We start from the raw sequence: 15,551 nt of genomic DNA, 5'->3' as shown, positions 1-15,551 counted from the left end.
AACCGGCCGGTGGGGGAGAGGGGTTCGAGTCAGCGACGCTGACCGCGATGACGATGGTGCGCAACGCGTTCCGCCGTCACGACAACCGTAGGCACCGGAAGAACCGCGCCACCACACTCGACCACCCCCAGCTTGCCAGCACCCAACCGCGCCAACGTCGCACGGTCACGAGAAATCTCCTCCGCCGCACTCGAACCCTTCAACGCCAACATCCGACCACCCACACGCACCAACGGCAACGACCACCGCGCCAACTTCTCCAACGGCGCAACAGCCCGCGACGTCACCACATCCGCGCCCCCAGCCTCCTTCACCACACCCGACTCCTCCGCACGACCCCGCACCACAGTCACATTGTCGAGCCCCAGATCGTCGACAACCTCCTGCAAATACACCGACCGCCGCAACAACGGCTCCACCAACGTCACCCGCACATCCGGACGCGCAATCGCCAACGGAACACCCGGCAAACCAGCCCCCGACCCCACATCCACCACCGACTCACCCACCCCCACCAACTCACCCAACACCCCACAATTGAGCACATGCCGCGTCCACAAACGAGGCACCTCACGCGGACCGATCAACCCCCGCACCACACCATCCGACGCCAACGACGCGTAATACCCCTCCGCCAACGACGCCCGCTCACCAAACACCCGAGCCACCGCACCGACAACATCCCACTGCTCATCAACCAGTTCCACGTGAAACATCCTCCCCAACCAGCCACCACACAACAAGAGAGAGGGCCGCCGTTCCCAGCGGTGAAGCTGGGAGCCGCGGCCCTCTCGAGTCCGGACGGACCCTCGTTCGTCAGTCCTTGATCACGACAACGCGGCGATTGGGCTCGGCGCCCTCACTCTCGCTCGAGACACCGTCCACCTTGGCGACAGCGTCATGAACGATCTTGCGCTCGAACGGCGTCATCGGGGTGAGAGACTCGCGCTCGCCGGACTCCAGGACGCGCTCAGCGGCGGCCTTACCGAGCCCGGAGAGCTCCTCGCGACGACCCGCACGCCAGCCCGCGACATCGAGCATCAGACGGCTGCGGACGCCCGTCGACTGCTGCACCGCGAGGCGCGTCAGTTCCTGCAGCGCGTCGAGGACGTCGCCCTTGCGGCCGACGAGCTTCGCCAGATCCTCGCCGCCGTCGATGCTGACGATCGCGCGGTCGCCCTCGACGTCGAGGTCGATGTCGCCGTCGTAGTCCAGGACGTCGAGCAACTGCTCGAGATAATCGCCGGCGATCTCGCCTTCCTCGATCAGATCGTCCTCGCCGTCGGTGGCCACATCAGGAGTCTCGAGTACCACGTCCGTGTTCTCCCTGTCCTCACCCTCCCGGGCGATGTCCTGCTCACTGGTCATCGTCGTTCTCTCTTCTCGAGGTCAGCGCCGCTTGCGCTTGTTGCTCTTGGGACGGTTCGCGGCCGGCCGCGGTTTCGGCTTGGGCCGTGGACCGGCCGCGCCTTCGTCCGTGCTCTGACCGCTGTCCGTGTCGTCCGTCGAGCCGGCGTCCTCGGACTCCGCATCGACGGCGGGGGAGGGCTGCTGTGCTGACGTCTTCTTCTTGTCGAGCTTGGGGCGCGCGCCGGGCTTGGGGGCGTTGTCCGCGCGACGCTCGATGACCGCCTGCTTCTTGGACTCCTCCTCGGCGTCGATGCGGCGGAAGACGAGGTGCTGCTGCGCGTAGGTCCAGATGTTGTTCGAGACCCAGTACAGGAGGATCGCGATCATCAGGAACGGACCACCGACGAGCACACCGAGCGGGAAGACCCACAGCGCCAGCTTGTTCATGATCGCGGACTGCGGGTTGGCGGCGGCGGCTGCACTCTGGCGCGCCACCGATGCGCGCGAGTTGAAGTGGGTCGCGACGGACGCGATGACCATCAGCGGAATCGCAACGACAGCGATGTTCAGGACGGTCGGGACGGTGCCGTACAGACCGAAGGCCTCGAGCTGCGCCTGCGGGGTGGTGATGGCCGCCGAGATCGGGGCACCGAACAGGCGGGCGCTCAGGAAGGACTGGACGTCCTCGGGGCTAAACGCGTAGTTGCCGATAGCGGCATTCTGCTCCGGCGTCAGACCCAGCTGTCCCATACCGCTGCCGGTCCGGTTGAACGAGCGCAGCACGTGGAACAGGCCGATGAACACGGGCGCCTGGAGCAGCACCGGCAGGCAGCCCATGATCGGGTTGAAGCCGTGCTCCTTCTGGAGCTTCTGCATCTCCAGCGCCATGCGCTGACGATCCTTGGAGTACTTCTTCTGCAGTGCCTTGATCTGCGGCTGCAGTTCCTGCATCTGCCGCGTCGTGCGCACCTGCTTCACGAACGGCTTGTAGAGGATGGCGCGCAGCGTGAAGACGAGGAACATGACGGACAACGCCCAGGCGAAGCCGTTGTCGGCGCCGAGGACGGAGCCGAACACCTTGTGCCAGACCCACAGGATCCAAGACACCGGATAGTAAATGAAGTCGAGCACGGCTCTAAGCACTCCTCTGTTCGTCCACGTTCACCACGCCGTGGAGTTGGGCAAGTTCCGGGCGAGCGGGACGCGTCATTCCTGGCTCACGCAGTGGATGTGCCGTCCGCGTCTTTCCGGAACGGGATCCCAACCACCAGGGTGCCAGGGCGCGCACTTCGCGAGCCGTACGACAGTCAGGGCGGAGCCTTTGATCGCACCGTGGGTACGCAACGCGTCGACCGCATACTCGCTGCACGTCGGCATGAACCGACAGGTCGGCAGGCGGAGTGGGGACACGTACGTGCGGTACAGCTCGATGAGAAAGATCAGAACCCGCGCGGGAAATCTCCGCAGCGTGGTCCACAGGGTGCCCGGAAACGACGACGAGCGCGGACCGGTCTCGGTCCGCGCCTCATCGTGTTCGGTGCTCATGCCGACTTGCCTTCGTCAGCCAGCAGATCCATCCGTCGCAGGACCGATCGCAGCTGCTTGTCGAGTTCCCGGGAACTTGCGGTCGCCGATCCCGGCAACGCGCGAATCACCACGTCGGTGCCGACGGGAAGGGTGTCGACCAAGCCGGCGCAGATATGACGAAACCGGCGGGCGACTCGATGTCGAATCACCGCCGGCCCGACAGCCTTGCTGACGACGAGCCCGAAACGGGGTCCGTCGATGCTCACCAGGGTGTCGGTCGACCCACGCTCGAGAGCGTGGACGACCAGGTCCTGCCTACCCATTCGACGTCCGCCACGCACCGTCGCGGAGAAATCCGCGCGGCGACGCAGGCGGTACGGCTCAGGTAACACCCCGAGCTCCTGACGTCAGGATCGAATCAGGCGCTGAGCTCGGAGCGACTCTTGCGACGACGCGCCGAAATGATTGCACGACCCGCACGGGTCCGCATACGGAGACGGAAGCCGTGAACGCGCGCGCGGCGGCGATTGTTCGGCTGGAACGTCCGCTTGCCCTTGGCCACGGTCAACACTCCTCGAAGATCGATGACGCCGGACGGCGTCGGTCTAACATTTCACTGAAAATCTGGGGGCCACTCGAAAGTAATCGGGGCGCCGACCTGCGGTCAGCACACATCCTCCACCATCGGGTGACTGTTCGAGGGTACTGACCGTCGATGGCAAGGTCAAACCGGGGTCCGTGTCGGGCTTGCACGACGGGACGCCGTATGAGATTCAGGCGCCCGTATCGCTCGAATCGCCGTGAACCGACCTATCGGTTGTTACGGTCCGTCCATGGCCCTGTCGCTGCGCCCACCCGCCTCGAGACGCGGAACGTGCCGGCTGCGCGATTGCGCAGTGCTCGAGAAGTGGGACTGTAAGACAACTAACACCCCGGCGGGCGGTTCGAGTCCGAGCAGCCGCAGGTAGGCGTACCGACTCCCGGAAACCATTCCACCTGGTGAGCGCCTCGAGGACTCGGCGCGACCCCACACCCCCGGCCGACGGGCCCGTTCTCGAGCGTTGTCCACATCTGTGGATAATTGTGTGGAAACACTGATCGGGTGGCATATTCGGTGCCCAGCAGTCAAGGGGTTCAGCCTCACCTGGGGGAGCTCAACAGACAACCACGGCAACTTGCCGAGCAGACCCGCAGATGGGGAGGACACAGAGTGAACGACGATCCGAGCGCCTTGGCGTATGTCTGGCGCGACGTCGTTGCAGAACTGACCTCCGACGCCTCCGACGGCCCCAAGCTCTCGAAGGCGCAGAAGGCGTGGCTCGCGCTGGTCAGGCCGCTGACCTACGCGCAGGGCTTCGCTCTCCTCTCGGTCCCGTCGCCCCTCGCGCAGGAGGCGATCGAACGCGATCTGCGCGAACCGATCCTGCGGGCACTCAATCGTCACCTCGGCCAGAAGGTCGAGGGGCTGGGGGTCCGGATCGCCGCGCCGTCCGACGATCTCGCCGACGACGACACCGGGGCCGAGGACGACACCGCGGACCGTGCAGCAACGACCGACTTCGCCGACTCGAGTTTCTCCGACAGTGGATCTAGTTCGGTGCGCCGCCGGCACCTCTCGATGGGTGCGAGCGAGGCCACAGCCACGGAGTTGGCCGAACACGAAGAGGTGGACGACGACCGGGAGGCGCTGGCGAGCGTCCACGAGTCGTGGCCGTCGTACTTCACGAAACCGCCCGCGAGCACGACGACCTCGTCGTCGGGTGGGAACAGTCTCAACGCGAAGTACACCTTCGACACGTTCGTGATCGGCGCATCCAACCGTTTCGCGCACGCCGCGGCCGTCGCGATCGCCGAGGCTCCCGCCCGCGCCTACAACCCGCTGTTCATCTGGGGTGCGTCCGGACTCGGCAAGACACATCTGCTGCACGCGGCCGGCCATTACGCCCAGCGCCTGTTCCCCGGCATGCGCGTGAAGTACGTCTCCACCGAGGAATTCACGAACGACTTCATCAACAGCCTCCGCGACGACCGTAAGGTCGCCTTCAAGCGGCGGTACCGCGAGACCGACATCCTGCTCGTCGACGACATCCAGTTCATCGAGGGCAAGGAAGGTATCCAGGAAGAGTTCTTCCACACCTTCAACACGCTGCACAACGCGAACAAGCAGATCGTGGTGTCGTCGGATCGGCCGCCGAAGCAGTTGGCGACGCTGGAGGAGCGCCTGCGGACCCGCTTCGAGTGGGGCCTGATCACCGACGTCCAGCCGCCCGAACTCGAGACGCGCATCGCGATCCTGTCGAAGAAGGCGCGGATGGATCGGCTCGACGTCCCGCACGACGTCCTCGAGTTGATCGCCAGCCGCATAGAACGCAACATCCGCGAGCTCGAGGGTGCGCTGATCCGTGTGACCGCCTTCGCATCGCTCAACCGCCAAGCTCTCGACCTCAAGCTCGCCGAGGTGGTCCTACGCGATCTGATGCCCGATTCGGCCGCACTCGAGATCAATGCGGCGACGATCATGGCCGTGACCGCGGAGTACTTCAACATGTCGATCGACGACCTGTGCGGCCCCGGCAAGGCCCGACCGCTGGCGCAGGCCCGCCAGATCGCGATGTATCTGTGCCGGGAGCTCACCGACCTGTCGCTGCCCAAGATCGGCCAGACGTTCGGCCGTGACCACACCACGGTCATGTACGCGGACAAGAAGATCCGTAAGGAGATGACCGAGCGGCGCAAGGTGTACGACCAGGTCCAGGAGCTCACCGCCCGGATCAAGCAGCGCTCCAAGAGCTGATCGCGGGTCACGCCACGACACCCACATCCGCACGGTTCACGCCGTGCGGATGTCGTGTTTCCGAGGTGACTCGAGACACGAATCGCAAAGGATTAACACCTGTGGATAGGTATGTGTATAAGGTGTAATCGCTGTGGAGAACCGTGGGACAGTTCTGAAGATCCTCGAGGTGTCCACAGGCGCCCTCGATTCATCCTCGAGTACATCCTCGAGAAGTCCCCATGCCTCGAGTAGTGGGGACCAGCGGCTTCACGCCCCCATCCACAGATTCCACAGGACCTATTACTGAGATTGAAGTCTTCTCGAGAGAACTTCTTTTAAAACAGGGCCTGTGAACATCCCCTCGGAACCCACCTGTTTGCAGCCGCCTCGAGGTGTCTCGAGACGCGTCCGTCCGCTTTCCAACATGGGCTCCGAACGCATACGGTGTCCCCTGGCCGCTGTGTCAGACTGCTAGCGCAGCCTTGTCCGCAGCTGTTGCCGACACGTCCGTGCCTACCGAGAGGAACAACCGAGCGATGGAGCTTGGAAGTATGAAGTTTCGCGTTGCTCGGGAGGACTTCGCCGACTCAGTCGCCTGGGTCGCGCGCAGCCTGCCGTCTCGGCCTCCGGTTCCCGTTCTCGGTGGCGTCCTGCTCGGTGCAGACGAGCAGGGTCTGACGGTCTCCGGCTTCGACTACGAGGTCTCCGCGCAGGTTCGCGTCTCGGCAGAGGTCACCACCACGGGCCAGGTCCTGGTGTCCGGCAAGCTGCTCGCCGACATCACCCGCGCCCTGCCCAACAAGCCCGTTGACGTGACCGTCGACGGCACTCGCGTCCTCATCGCGTGCGGCAGCGCCAAGTTCTCCCTGCCGACGATGCCGGTCGAGGACTACCCGCAGCTGCCCACGCTCCCGCAGCAGACCGGCACGCTGCCGGTGGACCTGTTCTCCGAAGCCATCAGCCAGGTGGCAGTCGCGGCAGGCAAGGACGACACGCTGCCGATGCTCACCGGCATCCGCGTCGAGATCGAAGGCACCGATGTCGTTCTCGCCGCCACCGACCGGTTCCGGCTCGCGGTCCGCAAGCTCGAGTGGATGCCCATCGCCGGCGAGGTCACTGCGGCGGTCCTGATCCCTGCTCGCACGTTGTCCGAGTCCGCGAAGACGTTGGGTAGCAACTCGCTTTCCCCGGTCCAGTTGGCGCTCGGTGCCGGTGCATCGGTGGGCACCGAGGGCATGCTCGGCATCGTCGCCGACGGCCGTCGCACCACGACTCGACTGCTCGATGCCGAGTTCCCCAAGTTCCGTCAGCTGCTGCCGGCCGAGCACACGGCGATGGCCACTGTGGCTGTCGCGCCGCTGGTCGATGCGATCAAGCGTGTTGCCCTCGTCGCCGAACGCGGTGCCCAGGTGCGCCTCGAGTTCAACAGCGAAGGTCTGGTTCTCTCCGCAGGTGGCGACGACGCCGGCCGGGCCGAGGAGGCCCTCGAGGCCGACTTCCAGGGCGAGCCGTTGATCATCGCCTTCAACCCCGGCTACCTCATCGACGGCCTCAACTCGCTGCATTCCGAGCGCGTCTCGTTCGGGTTCACCACCCCGAGTCGGCCCGCGGTGCTGCGTCCGGCCGGCGAGGAAGAGCTCGAGCGTGGCGAGTCCGGGGCGTTCCCGGCTCCCGAGAGTGACTACATCTACCTGCTGATGCCGGTGCGGTTGCCGGGCTGATCCAGGTTCGCAGCAGGCGCCCTCGGAAACGAAGCCAGCTCGAATCACCAACTAGCGGAGGGACATCTCAGGATGCAGCTCGGACTGGTGGGACTCGGCAAGATGGGCTTCAACATGCGCGCCAGGCTGCGCGAGCGCGGCCACGACGTGGTCGGGTTCGATCCGCGGCCGGAGGTCACCGACGTGGCGTCCCTCACGGAGCTGGTGGCGGCGCTGTCGTCGCCCCGGATCGTGTGGGTCATGGTCCCCGCGGGCGAGATCACCCGCAGCACGATCGCCGAACTGGCGTCCGTGCTCGGGACCGGTGATCTGGTGATCGACGGCGGCAACTCGCGCTACACCGACGACCGTGGACACGCGGATCTGCTCGCCGCGCACGGTGTCGGCTACGTGGATTGTGGTGTGTCCGGTGGCATCTGGGGCCTCGCGGAGGGCTACGGACTGATGGTGGGTGGCGCGGACGCCGACGTCGCCCGCGCCATGCCGATCTTCGACGCCCTACGACCCGACGGTCTGCGCGAGGGCGGTTTCGTGCACGCCGGGCCGGTCGGCGCCGGGCACTACGCCAAGATGGTGCACAACGGTGTCGAGTACGGACTGATGCAGGCGTATGCCGAGGGCTACGAACTGCTCGAGGCCGAGGACCTCGTCACCGACGTACACGGTGTGCTGCAGGCCTGGACGCACGGCACCGTGGTGCGCTCGTGGCTGCTCGAGTTGCTCGTCAAGGCGCTCGCCGAGGACCCGGAGTTTGCCGAGATCTCCGGCTACACGGAGGATTCCGGTGAGGGCCGGTGGACCGTGCACGAGGCGCTCGACCACGCGGTGCCCGCGCCCGTGATCTCCGCGGCCCTGTTCGCGCGGTTCGCGTCGCGTCAGAGCGATTCTCCCGCGATGAAGGCGGTGTCCGCGTTGCGCAACCAGTTCGGCGGGCACGCCGTCCGGGGCGCCGGACAATCGGGTGCCGTCCAGCCGTCCGGAGAGTCGAAGACATAGTGTTCGTCCGCAAGTTCTCCCTCCGCGACTTCCGCTCGTGGGACGCCGTCACCATCGAACTCGAGCCGGGATGCACGGTGTTCGTCGGCCGCAACGGTCACGGGAAGACGAATCTGCTCGAGGCACTCGGCTATCTGTCGACACTGTCGTCGCACCGAGTGTCCAATGATGCCCCGCTGATCCGGGCGGGTACGACGCAGGCGTACGCGGGCGCTCTGGTCGCCAACCACGGGCGCGAACTGGGCATCGACATCGAAATCAACGATGGGAAGGCCAACCGCGCCAGGATCAACCAGTCGCCGGCCCGGCGGCCCCGGGAGATCGTCGGAATCCTGCAGACGGTGCTGTTCGCGCCCGAGGACCTCTCGTTGGTGCGCGGCGATCCGGGCGATCGTCGACGCTTCCTCGACGAACTGCTCACGTCGCGGCGACCGCGGATGGCCGCGGTCCGTGCGGACTACGACAAGGTGCTGCGGCAGCGATCCGCACTGCTCAAGACCGCGGGTGGTGCTCTGCGGCGCGGTTCGCGTTCGACGGACGGCGCGAGTGCGCTTGCGACGCTTGATGTCTGGGACGGGCATCTCGCGGTGCACGGCGCCCAATTGCTGGAGTCGCGGCTGCGGCTGGTGCACGACCTGTCACCGCATCTCGTGGCGTCGTACCAGTCGCTGGCGCCCGAGTCCCGCCCGGCATCGGTGCGCTACCGCAGCAGTCTCGGCACATCGCTTCCTCCCGAATTACTCGATCCGACAAGGGAACCCGAGCGCGACGATGTGGAGTTGCTGGAGGCGAGCTTCCTGCACGAGCTGTCGGTCATGCGGCAGCGGGAGATCGAGCGCGGGGTGTGCCTGGTGGGCCCGCACCGCGACGATCTCGAGCTGATCCTGGGCGACCAGCCCGCGAAAGGCTTTGCCAGCCATGGCGAATCGTGGTCGTTTGCGCTGTCGATGCGGCTGGGTGCCTTCTTCTTGTTGCGTGACGACGGCAGTGACCCGGTGTTGATGCTCGACGACGTGTTCGCCGAACTCGACCGCAAGCGCCGCACCGCCCTCGCCGGCGTCGCGGCGGAGGCCGAACAGGTCTTGATCACGGCGGCGGTGGCCGAGGACGTGCCCGACGAGCTGTCCGCATCACGATTCGGGGTCGAGGCGCACGACACGGAGCGCGGACGGATCTCGGAAGTCACCGCGCTCGGCAGAATGACCACGACGGGAGGGGAGCTATGAGCGGCGAACAGTCCGATTCCCAGCCTGAACCGCAGCCCGAACTCAAGGGCATCGACCTGGCCCGGCGGGCGCTCGAAGAGGCACGAGCGGCGGCGAAGGCGAACGGTAAGTCGGTGGGGCAGGGCCGATCGTCGCCGCGCGGTGGCATCCGCGCGTTGCGGTCGCGTCGTCGATCGTGGTCGGGCGCGGGCCCGGACGACCGCGATCCGCAGCCGTTCGGGGCGCTGGTCAATGCGGTGTCCAAGCAGCGCGGCTGGTCGTCGCAGGTGTCGGAGGGCACGGTGCTGGGGCGCTGGGCCGACGTCGTCGGCTCGGACATCTCGTCTCATGCGGAGCCGACGGGCCTGCGCGACGGCGTGCTGAGCGTCTCGGCGGAGTCGACGGCGTGGGCGACCCAGTTGCGGATGATGCAGGCGCAGATCCTCGCGAAGATCGCGGCCGCGGTGGGGCACGGCGTCGTGAAGTCGCTGCGCATCACCGGACCGACCGCTCCGAGCTGGCGAAAGGGTGACCGGCACGTGTCGGGGCGAGGGCCCCGGGACACGTACGGCTGATCCCTGGATTTACCTATTACCTGATGTTACATTTACAGCTACTTCGTCGAGTGAGCTGGGTCACGACGCTGCCGTGTCGAGGTGGGTCGGGCCTATACGAATAGCTGGAGCAGTCATGTCGGTCGCGTCCACCGCGCACACATCCGGGATCGCAACGGATCACCTCGAGCCGGATCACATCCTGTTGCAGGCCCGGAACGTCGAGTTCGACTGGTCCGACCTGCCGATGCACTGGATGCCGGGCGACCCGTTCACGACGCATGTGCTCAACGTGCTGCACATGCTGCTGCCGGCGGGTGAGGAATGGTTCGTCGCCACCTACAAGGAGGCGCTGCCGCTCATCGAGGACGAGAAGCTGCGCGAGGACGTGGTCGGGTTCATCGGCCAGGAGGCGATGCACGCCGGGGCACACACGGGCGTGCTCGCGCACCTGAAGGAAAACGGACTGGACCCGACGCCGTACACCGACCAGATGCACTGGGCCTTCCAGAAGTTGCTCGGGCCCAAGCCTCTCGTCGGACGTCGCGCGCAGAATCATCTCGTCGAACGCCTCGCAATCATTGCTGCCGTCGAACACATCACGGCGTTCCTCGGTGACTGGGTCCTCAACGCGGATGGTCTCGACCGCGCCGGGATGCACCCGACTATGCTGGACCTGCTGCGCTGGCACGGCGCCGAGGAAGTCGAACATCGTTGTGTCGCTTACGATGTCATGCGTTACTTCGACAAGCGTGAGACACGACGCATCCGCACGCAGTTGGTCGTGACCCCGATGATCGTGTGGCTGTGGGTGCGTGGCACCCGGTTCCTGATGCGCAACGATCCGGAACTGCAGAACTGGTCGCCGAGTCGGCGCCGTCCGCACCTGTCCGACTTCCGTGCGTCGGGTCGTCGTGGAACCCTGCCCACCGCAATGGAATTGGGCAAGCGCATGTCCACGTACTTCCGTCGGGACTATCACCCCGGCAAGGAAGGGTCGACCGCGCAGGCGGTGGCGTACCTGGCGTCCTCGCCGGCGGCCCGGGCAGCGGCCCGGTGAAACTGCCCCGCGTGCGCGATCTCCTGTCGCCGCAGGAGTCGCTGATGCGCCCTGCTCCGCCGGCCGATCTGCAGGGTCGTGGCCGGCCCGATCGGGCGATGACCCTCGTCGAGGCCGCGGCCGACAAATACCTGCGGGTGCTCACATCGTACGACTACGACCCGGTCGTGGCCGGTCACAACCCGGATACCGCGATGACTCTGATCGCCACCGACCGCGCGATCGTCGCGCAGGACGAGAACGTCGCCGCCCTGACGTTCGCGGCCCTCGACGGCGGCGACCTGCCCGCGTGGCAGCCCGGCTGCCATCTCGACTTCCACCTGCCGTCCGGCCTGCGCCGTCAGTACTCGCTGTGCGGTGACCCTGCGGATCGTCGGCACTACCGGATCGCGGTGCGATCGATCCGCGACGGCGGTGGCGGGTCGATCGAGATGCACGGGCTCACCCCGGGCACCACCGTGACGGTGCGTGGTCCGCGTAACGGCTTCCCGTTCGTCGCGGAGGGCAGCGCTCTGTTCGTCGCCGGCGGCATCGGCATCACGCCGATCATCGCGATGGTGCGTGCGGCCCGGAAGTCCGGAATGGATTGGCGCTTCGTCTATTCCGGTCGCTCGCGGGAGTCCATGCCGTTCCTCGACGAGATCGCGACCTGGGATCCCGATCGAGTGTTCGTTCGTCCCGACGACGAGTTCGGCCTCCCCACCGCCGACGACCTGCTGAGCCGCGCCGCCGTCGGGGGAGCGGTGTACTGCTGCGGCCCCACCCCGATGCTCGACGCCGTCCGCGGCGGCTTCGCCGGTACGGGTGCGACCGCATTGCACTTCGAACGTTTCGGTCCGCCGCCGGTGCTGGGCGGTGCGCCGTTCGAGGTGCAGTTGGTGAGCACCGGCGAGGTACTCGAGGTACCCGCCGACGAGTCCGCGCTCGCCGTGATCCGGGAGCGGCAGCCCGGCGTCGGCTATTCGTGTCAGCAGGGCTTCTGCGGCACCTGCAAGGTGCGGGTGCTCTCCGGCACCCCGGACCACCGGGAGACCCGTCTCACGCCGCAGGAACGGGAGGACCACATGCTCGTGTGCGTCTCCCGCGCCGCCGGCGGCCGTCTGATCATCGATCTCTGAACGCTCGACCGGGAGGAACGTCCATGAGTGCGCTTGTGTCGCAACCACGTTTGGTCACCAACGGCGATGTCCGGCTCGCGGTCTTCGAGCACGGCGACCCGGACGGTGAGACGCTCGTGCTGGTGCACGGCTGGCCGGACACCCATGAGCTGTGGCAGCACGTGATCCCTCATCTGGCGGAGCGGTTCCGGATCGTCAGCTACGACACCCGCGGCGCGGGCGCGACCACCGCGCCGACCGCGGTGTCGGCGTACGCGCTGCCGGAACTGGCGCGCGACCTGTTCGCCGTGATCGACGCCGTCAGCCCGGACGCCCCGGTTCACGTCCTCGCGCACGACTGGGGGGCGGTGGAGGCGTGGGAAGCGGTGTGCGAACCGGGTGCCGAGCGGCGGATCGCGTCGTACACGTCGATCTCGGGGCCGAATCTCGACCACCTGGGCGCGTGGATGCGGCGCCGGCTCGCGGAACGGCGTCCGTCCGGCCCACTCGCGCAGGCCGCGGCGTCGGGGTACACCGTGCTGTTCCAGATCCCCGGCGTCGGGACACTGCCGTTCCGGCTCGGGCTGTGGCGGATCTGGCCCACGTTCCTGCGATTCTTCGACCGGCTGGACCCGACGCTCGTGCATCCAGCGCCGACGTTGCGCGCGGACATGATCACCGGACTCAAGCGATATCGGGCCAACATCCGGCCGCGCCTGCGCAGCCCACGCGAGCGGCGCACCGACGTCCCCGTCCAGTTGATCCTCAATCGGCGGGACCTGGCGGTGCGCCCGGTCGGCTACGAGGACACCGAGCGGTGGGTCTCGGACGTGCGCCGACGCGAGCTTCCGGCGGGCCACTGGTCGCCGATCTCGCACGGGGCGGACGTGGCTCGTCTCACGGCCGAGTTCGTCGATGATCTTCGCGGGACCACCGCAGCCGACAGCACTGAGGCCGGTTCCGCCTAGGGTTTGACCCGCCGAGGGCCGAAAAAATTCGCCTGTGGGCCAGCTGGGGGCGTGTTAGGTGCCTTGTGTGTCGGTACCTACACGTAAGATGGTCGGGTAACTAGCGGCGAATCTCGACACACCGCTCGCGGTGCCTCGTTGTGCGTGGCTGCGATAGAACTCGGCCACTCTTCTGCGGAGCGCAGTGTAGAGCCGTGTCGGCACACTACGGAGAAGGAGAGCTACCCACCCGTGGCTGCCCAGAAGTCAGACAAGAGCAACACCTACGGCGCTTCCTCCATCACCGTCCTCGAGGGGCTCGAAGCCGTCCGCAAGCGACCGGGCATGTACATCGGTTCCACCGGTGAACGCGGCCTCCACCACCTGATCTGGGAGGTCGTCGACAACTCCGTCGACGAGGCGATGGCCGGCTACGCGAGCAGGGTCGACGTCACCATGCTCGAGGACGGCGGCATCCAGGTCGTCGACGACGGCCGTGGTATCCCCGTCGCGATGCACGCCTCCGGTGTCCCCACCATCGAGGTCGTCATGACCCAGCTGCACGCCGGCGGCAAGTTCGACTCGGACGCCTACGCGGTGTCGGGCGGTCTGCACGGCGTCGGTATCTCGGTCGTCAACGCGCTGTCGACCAAGGTCGAGGTCGACATCAAGGTCGACGGCTACAACTGGTCCCAGACGTACAACCACGCCAAGCCCGGTCCGCTGGTGCAGGGTGCGCCGACGTCCGAGACCGGCACCACCGTCCGGTTCTGGGCGGATCCGGAAATCTTCGAGACCACCACCTACAACTTCGAGACGGTCGCGCGTCGTCTGCAGGAGATGGCGTTCCTCAACAAGGGCCTGACCATCACCCTCACCGACGAGCGCGTCGCCGAGGACGAGGTCACCGACGACGTCGTCAGCACCACTGCCGAGGCGCCCAAGACTGCGTCCGAGACCGAGGAAGAGGCCGCCGCGCCGAAGGCGCCGAAGGTCAAGTCCCGCGTCTACCACTACCCGGGTGGCCTCGAGGACTACGTGCGGTTCATCAACCGCACGAAGCAGCCGATCCACAACTCGGTCGTCGGCTTCACCTCCAAGGGCACCGGGCACGAGCTCGAGATCGCGATGCAGTGGAACTCCGGCTACTCGGAATCGGTCCACACGTTCGCGAACACCATCAACACCCACGAGGGTGGCACCCACGAGGAGGGCTTCCGTGCGGCGCTCACCTCGGTGGTGAAGAAGTACGCGAAGGACAAGAAGCTCGTCAAGGACAAGGATCCGGAGCTCACCGGCGACGACATCCGCGAGGGCCTGGCCGCGATCATCTCCGTCAAGGTCGCCGAGCCGCAGTTCGAGGGTCAGACCAAGACCAAGCTCGGCAACACCGAGGTCAAGTCGTTCGTCCAGAAGGCGTGCAACGAGAACATTGCGCACTGGTTCGAGTCGAACCCGGCGGACGCCAAGACCATCGTCACCAAGGCCGTGTCGTCGGCGCAGGCCCGCACCGCGGCCCGCAAGGCCCGCGAGTTGGTCCGCCGCAAGAGCGCCACCGACATCGGCGGCCTGCCCGGCAAGCTCGCCGACTGCCGCTCCAACGATCCGAGCAAGTGCGAGATCTACATCGTGGAGGGCGACTCCGCAGGCGGCTCGGCCAAGTCCGGCCGCGACTCGATGTACCAGGCGATCCTGCCGCTGCGCGGCAAGATCATCAACGTCGAGAAGGCCCGCATCGACCGCGTCCTCAAGAACGCCGAGGTCCAGTCGATCATCACCGCGTTCGGCACCGGCATCCACGACGAGTTCGACATCGCGAAGCTGCGCTACCACAAGATCGTGCTGATGGCCGACGCCGACGTCGACGGCCAGCACATCGCGACGCTCCTGCTCACGCTCCTGTTCCGGTTCATGCGTCCGCTGGTGGAGCACGGCCACGTGTACCTGGCCCAGCCGCCGCTGTACAAGCTCAAGTGGCAGAAGGGCTCGGCCCCCGACTTCGCGTACTCCGACCGCGAGCGCGACGGACTGCTCGAGGCCGGCCTGTCGTCGGGCAAGAAGATCAACAAGGACGACGGCATCCAGCGCTACAAGGGTCTGGGCGAGATGAACGCCAAGGAGCTGTGGGAGACCACGATGGACCCGAGCGTCCGGGTTCTGCGCCAGGTCACCCTCGACGACGCCGCCGCCGCGGACGAGCTGTTCAGCGTGCTCATGGGCGAGGACGTCGAGGCGCGCCGCAGCTTCATCACCCGCAACGCCAAGGACGTCCGCTTCCTCGACGTCTAGGCACTTGCGCAGCGGCTTAACGACTTTTG

15 protein-coding genes are annotated in these 15,551 nt (G+C 66.6%); 9 read left to right on the top strand and 6 right to left on the bottom strand.

Features of this window, described 5'->3' with window-relative positions; translation table 11 throughout:
- Nucleotides 1-29 precede the first annotated feature (29 nt).
- The 6 genes from rsmG to rpmH form a co-directional block, all read right to left on the bottom strand.
- Nucleotides 30-716, bottom strand: a complete 687-nt coding sequence (gene rsmG, locus C8K36_RS16840; RefSeq protein WP_107985788.1) for a 16S rRNA (guanine(527)-N(7))-methyltransferase RsmG — start codon at nucleotides 714-716, stop codon at nucleotides 30-32.
- Between the two features lie 100 nt (nucleotides 717-816).
- The gene (locus C8K36_RS16835; RefSeq protein ID WP_107985667.1) at nucleotides 817-1,368 is read right to left on the bottom strand and encodes a protein jag; all 552 of its coding nucleotides are present in this window, start codon (nucleotides 1,366-1,368) and stop codon (nucleotides 817-819) included.
- A 21-nt stretch (nucleotides 1,369-1,389) separates the two neighbouring features.
- Nucleotides 1,390-2,481 (bottom strand): membrane protein insertase YidC, encoded by a 1,092-nt coding sequence (gene yidC / locus C8K36_RS16830; RefSeq protein WP_107985666.1) that lies wholly within the window; start codon nucleotides 2,479-2,481, stop codon nucleotides 1,390-1,392.
- A 75-nt stretch (nucleotides 2,482-2,556) separates the two neighbouring features.
- Entirely contained in the window at nucleotides 2,557-2,895 is a 339-nt protein-coding gene (gene yidD, locus C8K36_RS16825; protein WP_107985665.1) for a membrane protein insertion efficiency factor YidD, read from the bottom strand.
- Nucleotides 2,892-3,269, bottom strand: coding sequence for a ribonuclease P protein component (gene rnpA, locus C8K36_RS16820; protein ID WP_107985664.1), 378 nt, complete (start codon nucleotides 3,267-3,269; stop codon nucleotides 2,892-2,894). The genes yidD and rnpA overlap by 4 nt, the downstream gene beginning before the upstream one ends.
- 26 nt (nucleotides 3,270-3,295) lie before the next feature.
- Nucleotides 3,296-3,439 carry a 50S ribosomal protein L34 gene (rpmH, locus tag C8K36_RS16815; protein ID WP_107985787.1) on the bottom strand — a complete coding sequence of 48 codons (144 nt, stop codon included), beginning with the start codon at nucleotides 3,437-3,439 and terminating at the stop codon, nucleotides 3,296-3,298.
- Between the two features lie 648 nt (nucleotides 3,440-4,087).
- On the opposite strand from rpmH, the gene dnaA reads away from it, so the two are divergent.
- The 9 genes from dnaA (at nucleotide 4,088) to gyrB (ending at nucleotide 15,522) form a co-directional block, all read left to right on the top strand.
- Nucleotides 4,088-5,671, top strand: a complete 1,584-nt coding sequence (gene dnaA / locus C8K36_RS16810; protein ID WP_107985663.1) for a chromosomal replication initiator protein DnaA — start codon at nucleotides 4,088-4,090, stop codon at nucleotides 5,669-5,671.
- A gap of 518 nt (nucleotides 5,672-6,189) precedes the next feature.
- Nucleotides 6,190-7,374 (top strand): DNA polymerase III subunit beta, encoded by a 1,185-nt coding sequence (dnaN, locus tag C8K36_RS16805; RefSeq protein WP_107985662.1) that lies wholly within the window; start codon nucleotides 6,190-6,192, stop codon nucleotides 7,372-7,374.
- 72 nt (nucleotides 7,375-7,446) lie between these two features.
- Nucleotides 7,447-8,370 carry a phosphogluconate dehydrogenase (NAD(+)-dependent, decarboxylating) gene (gene gnd, locus C8K36_RS16800; RefSeq protein ID WP_107985661.1) on the top strand — a complete coding sequence of 308 codons (924 nt, stop codon included), beginning with the start codon at nucleotides 7,447-7,449 and terminating at the stop codon, nucleotides 8,368-8,370.
- Nucleotides 8,370-9,596, top strand: a complete 1,227-nt coding sequence (recF, locus tag C8K36_RS16795; RefSeq protein WP_107985660.1) for a DNA replication/repair protein RecF — start codon at nucleotides 8,370-8,372, stop codon at nucleotides 9,594-9,596. Before gnd ends, recF begins: the two co-directional genes overlap by 1 nt.
- Entirely contained in the window at nucleotides 9,593-10,150 is a 558-nt protein-coding gene (locus tag C8K36_RS16790; RefSeq protein WP_107985659.1) for a DUF721 family protein, read from the top strand. The genes recF and C8K36_RS16790 overlap by 4 nt, the downstream gene beginning before the upstream one ends.
- 115 nt (nucleotides 10,151-10,265) lie before the next feature.
- The gene (locus C8K36_RS16785) at nucleotides 10,266-11,189 is read left to right on the top strand and encodes a metal-dependent hydrolase (protein ID WP_107985658.1); all 924 of its coding nucleotides are present in this window, start codon (nucleotides 10,266-10,268) and stop codon (nucleotides 11,187-11,189) included.
- Nucleotides 11,186-12,307 carry a PDR/VanB family oxidoreductase gene (locus C8K36_RS16780; RefSeq protein WP_107985657.1) on the top strand — a complete coding sequence of 374 codons (1,122 nt, stop codon included), beginning with the start codon at nucleotides 11,186-11,188 and terminating at the stop codon, nucleotides 12,305-12,307. The genes C8K36_RS16785 and C8K36_RS16780 overlap by 4 nt, the downstream gene beginning before the upstream one ends.
- 23 nt (nucleotides 12,308-12,330) lie before the next feature.
- On the top strand, nucleotides 12,331-13,254 hold the full coding sequence (locus C8K36_RS16775) for an alpha/beta fold hydrolase (RefSeq protein WP_107985656.1): 924 nt from the start codon (nucleotides 12,331-12,333) through the stop codon (nucleotides 13,252-13,254).
- Between the two features lie 231 nt (nucleotides 13,255-13,485).
- Nucleotides 13,486-15,522 carry a DNA topoisomerase (ATP-hydrolyzing) subunit B gene (gene gyrB / locus C8K36_RS16770; RefSeq protein WP_107985655.1) on the top strand — a complete coding sequence of 679 codons (2,037 nt, stop codon included), beginning with the start codon at nucleotides 13,486-13,488 and terminating at the stop codon, nucleotides 15,520-15,522.
- Nucleotides 15,523-15,551: the final 29 nt, after the last annotated feature.

Origin of the sequence: Rhodococcus sp. OK519 (assembly GCF_003051005.1) — a bacterium.
GTDB lineage: Bacteria > Actinomycetota > Actinomycetes > Mycobacteriales > Mycobacteriaceae > Prescottella.
Note: the sequence above shows the minus strand (reverse complement) of the source record. Positions and strands in the feature narration are given on the sequence as shown.

Bases quoted from the DNA above. Each gene is read 5' to 3' on its own strand.
- C8K36_RS16790 (WP_107985659.1), top strand. From the start codon at position 9,593: ATGAGCGGCGAACAGTCCGATTCCCAGCCTGAACCGCAGCCCGAACTC.
- C8K36_RS16835 (WP_107985667.1), bottom strand. From the start codon at position 1,368: ATGACCAGTGAGCAGGACATCGCCCGGGAGGGTGAGGACAGGGAGAAC.
- gnd (WP_107985661.1), top strand. From the start codon at position 7,447: ATGCAGCTCGGACTGGTGGGACTCGGCAAGATGGGCTTCAACATGCGC.
- yidD (WP_107985665.1), bottom strand. From the start codon at position 2,895: ATGAGCACCGAACACGATGAGGCGCGGACCGAGACCGGTCCGCGCTCG.
- C8K36_RS16785 (WP_107985658.1), top strand. From the start codon at position 10,266: ATGTCGGTCGCGTCCACCGCGCACACATCCGGGATCGCAACGGATCAC.
- C8K36_RS16775 (WP_107985656.1), top strand. From the start codon at position 12,331: ATGAGTGCGCTTGTGTCGCAACCACGTTTGGTCACCAACGGCGATGTC.
- rsmG (WP_107985788.1), bottom strand. From the start codon at position 716: ATGTTTCACGTGGAACTGGTTGATGAGCAGTGGGATGTTGTCGGTGCG.
- dnaN (WP_107985662.1), top strand. From the start codon at position 6,190: ATGGAGCTTGGAAGTATGAAGTTTCGCGTTGCTCGGGAGGACTTCGCC.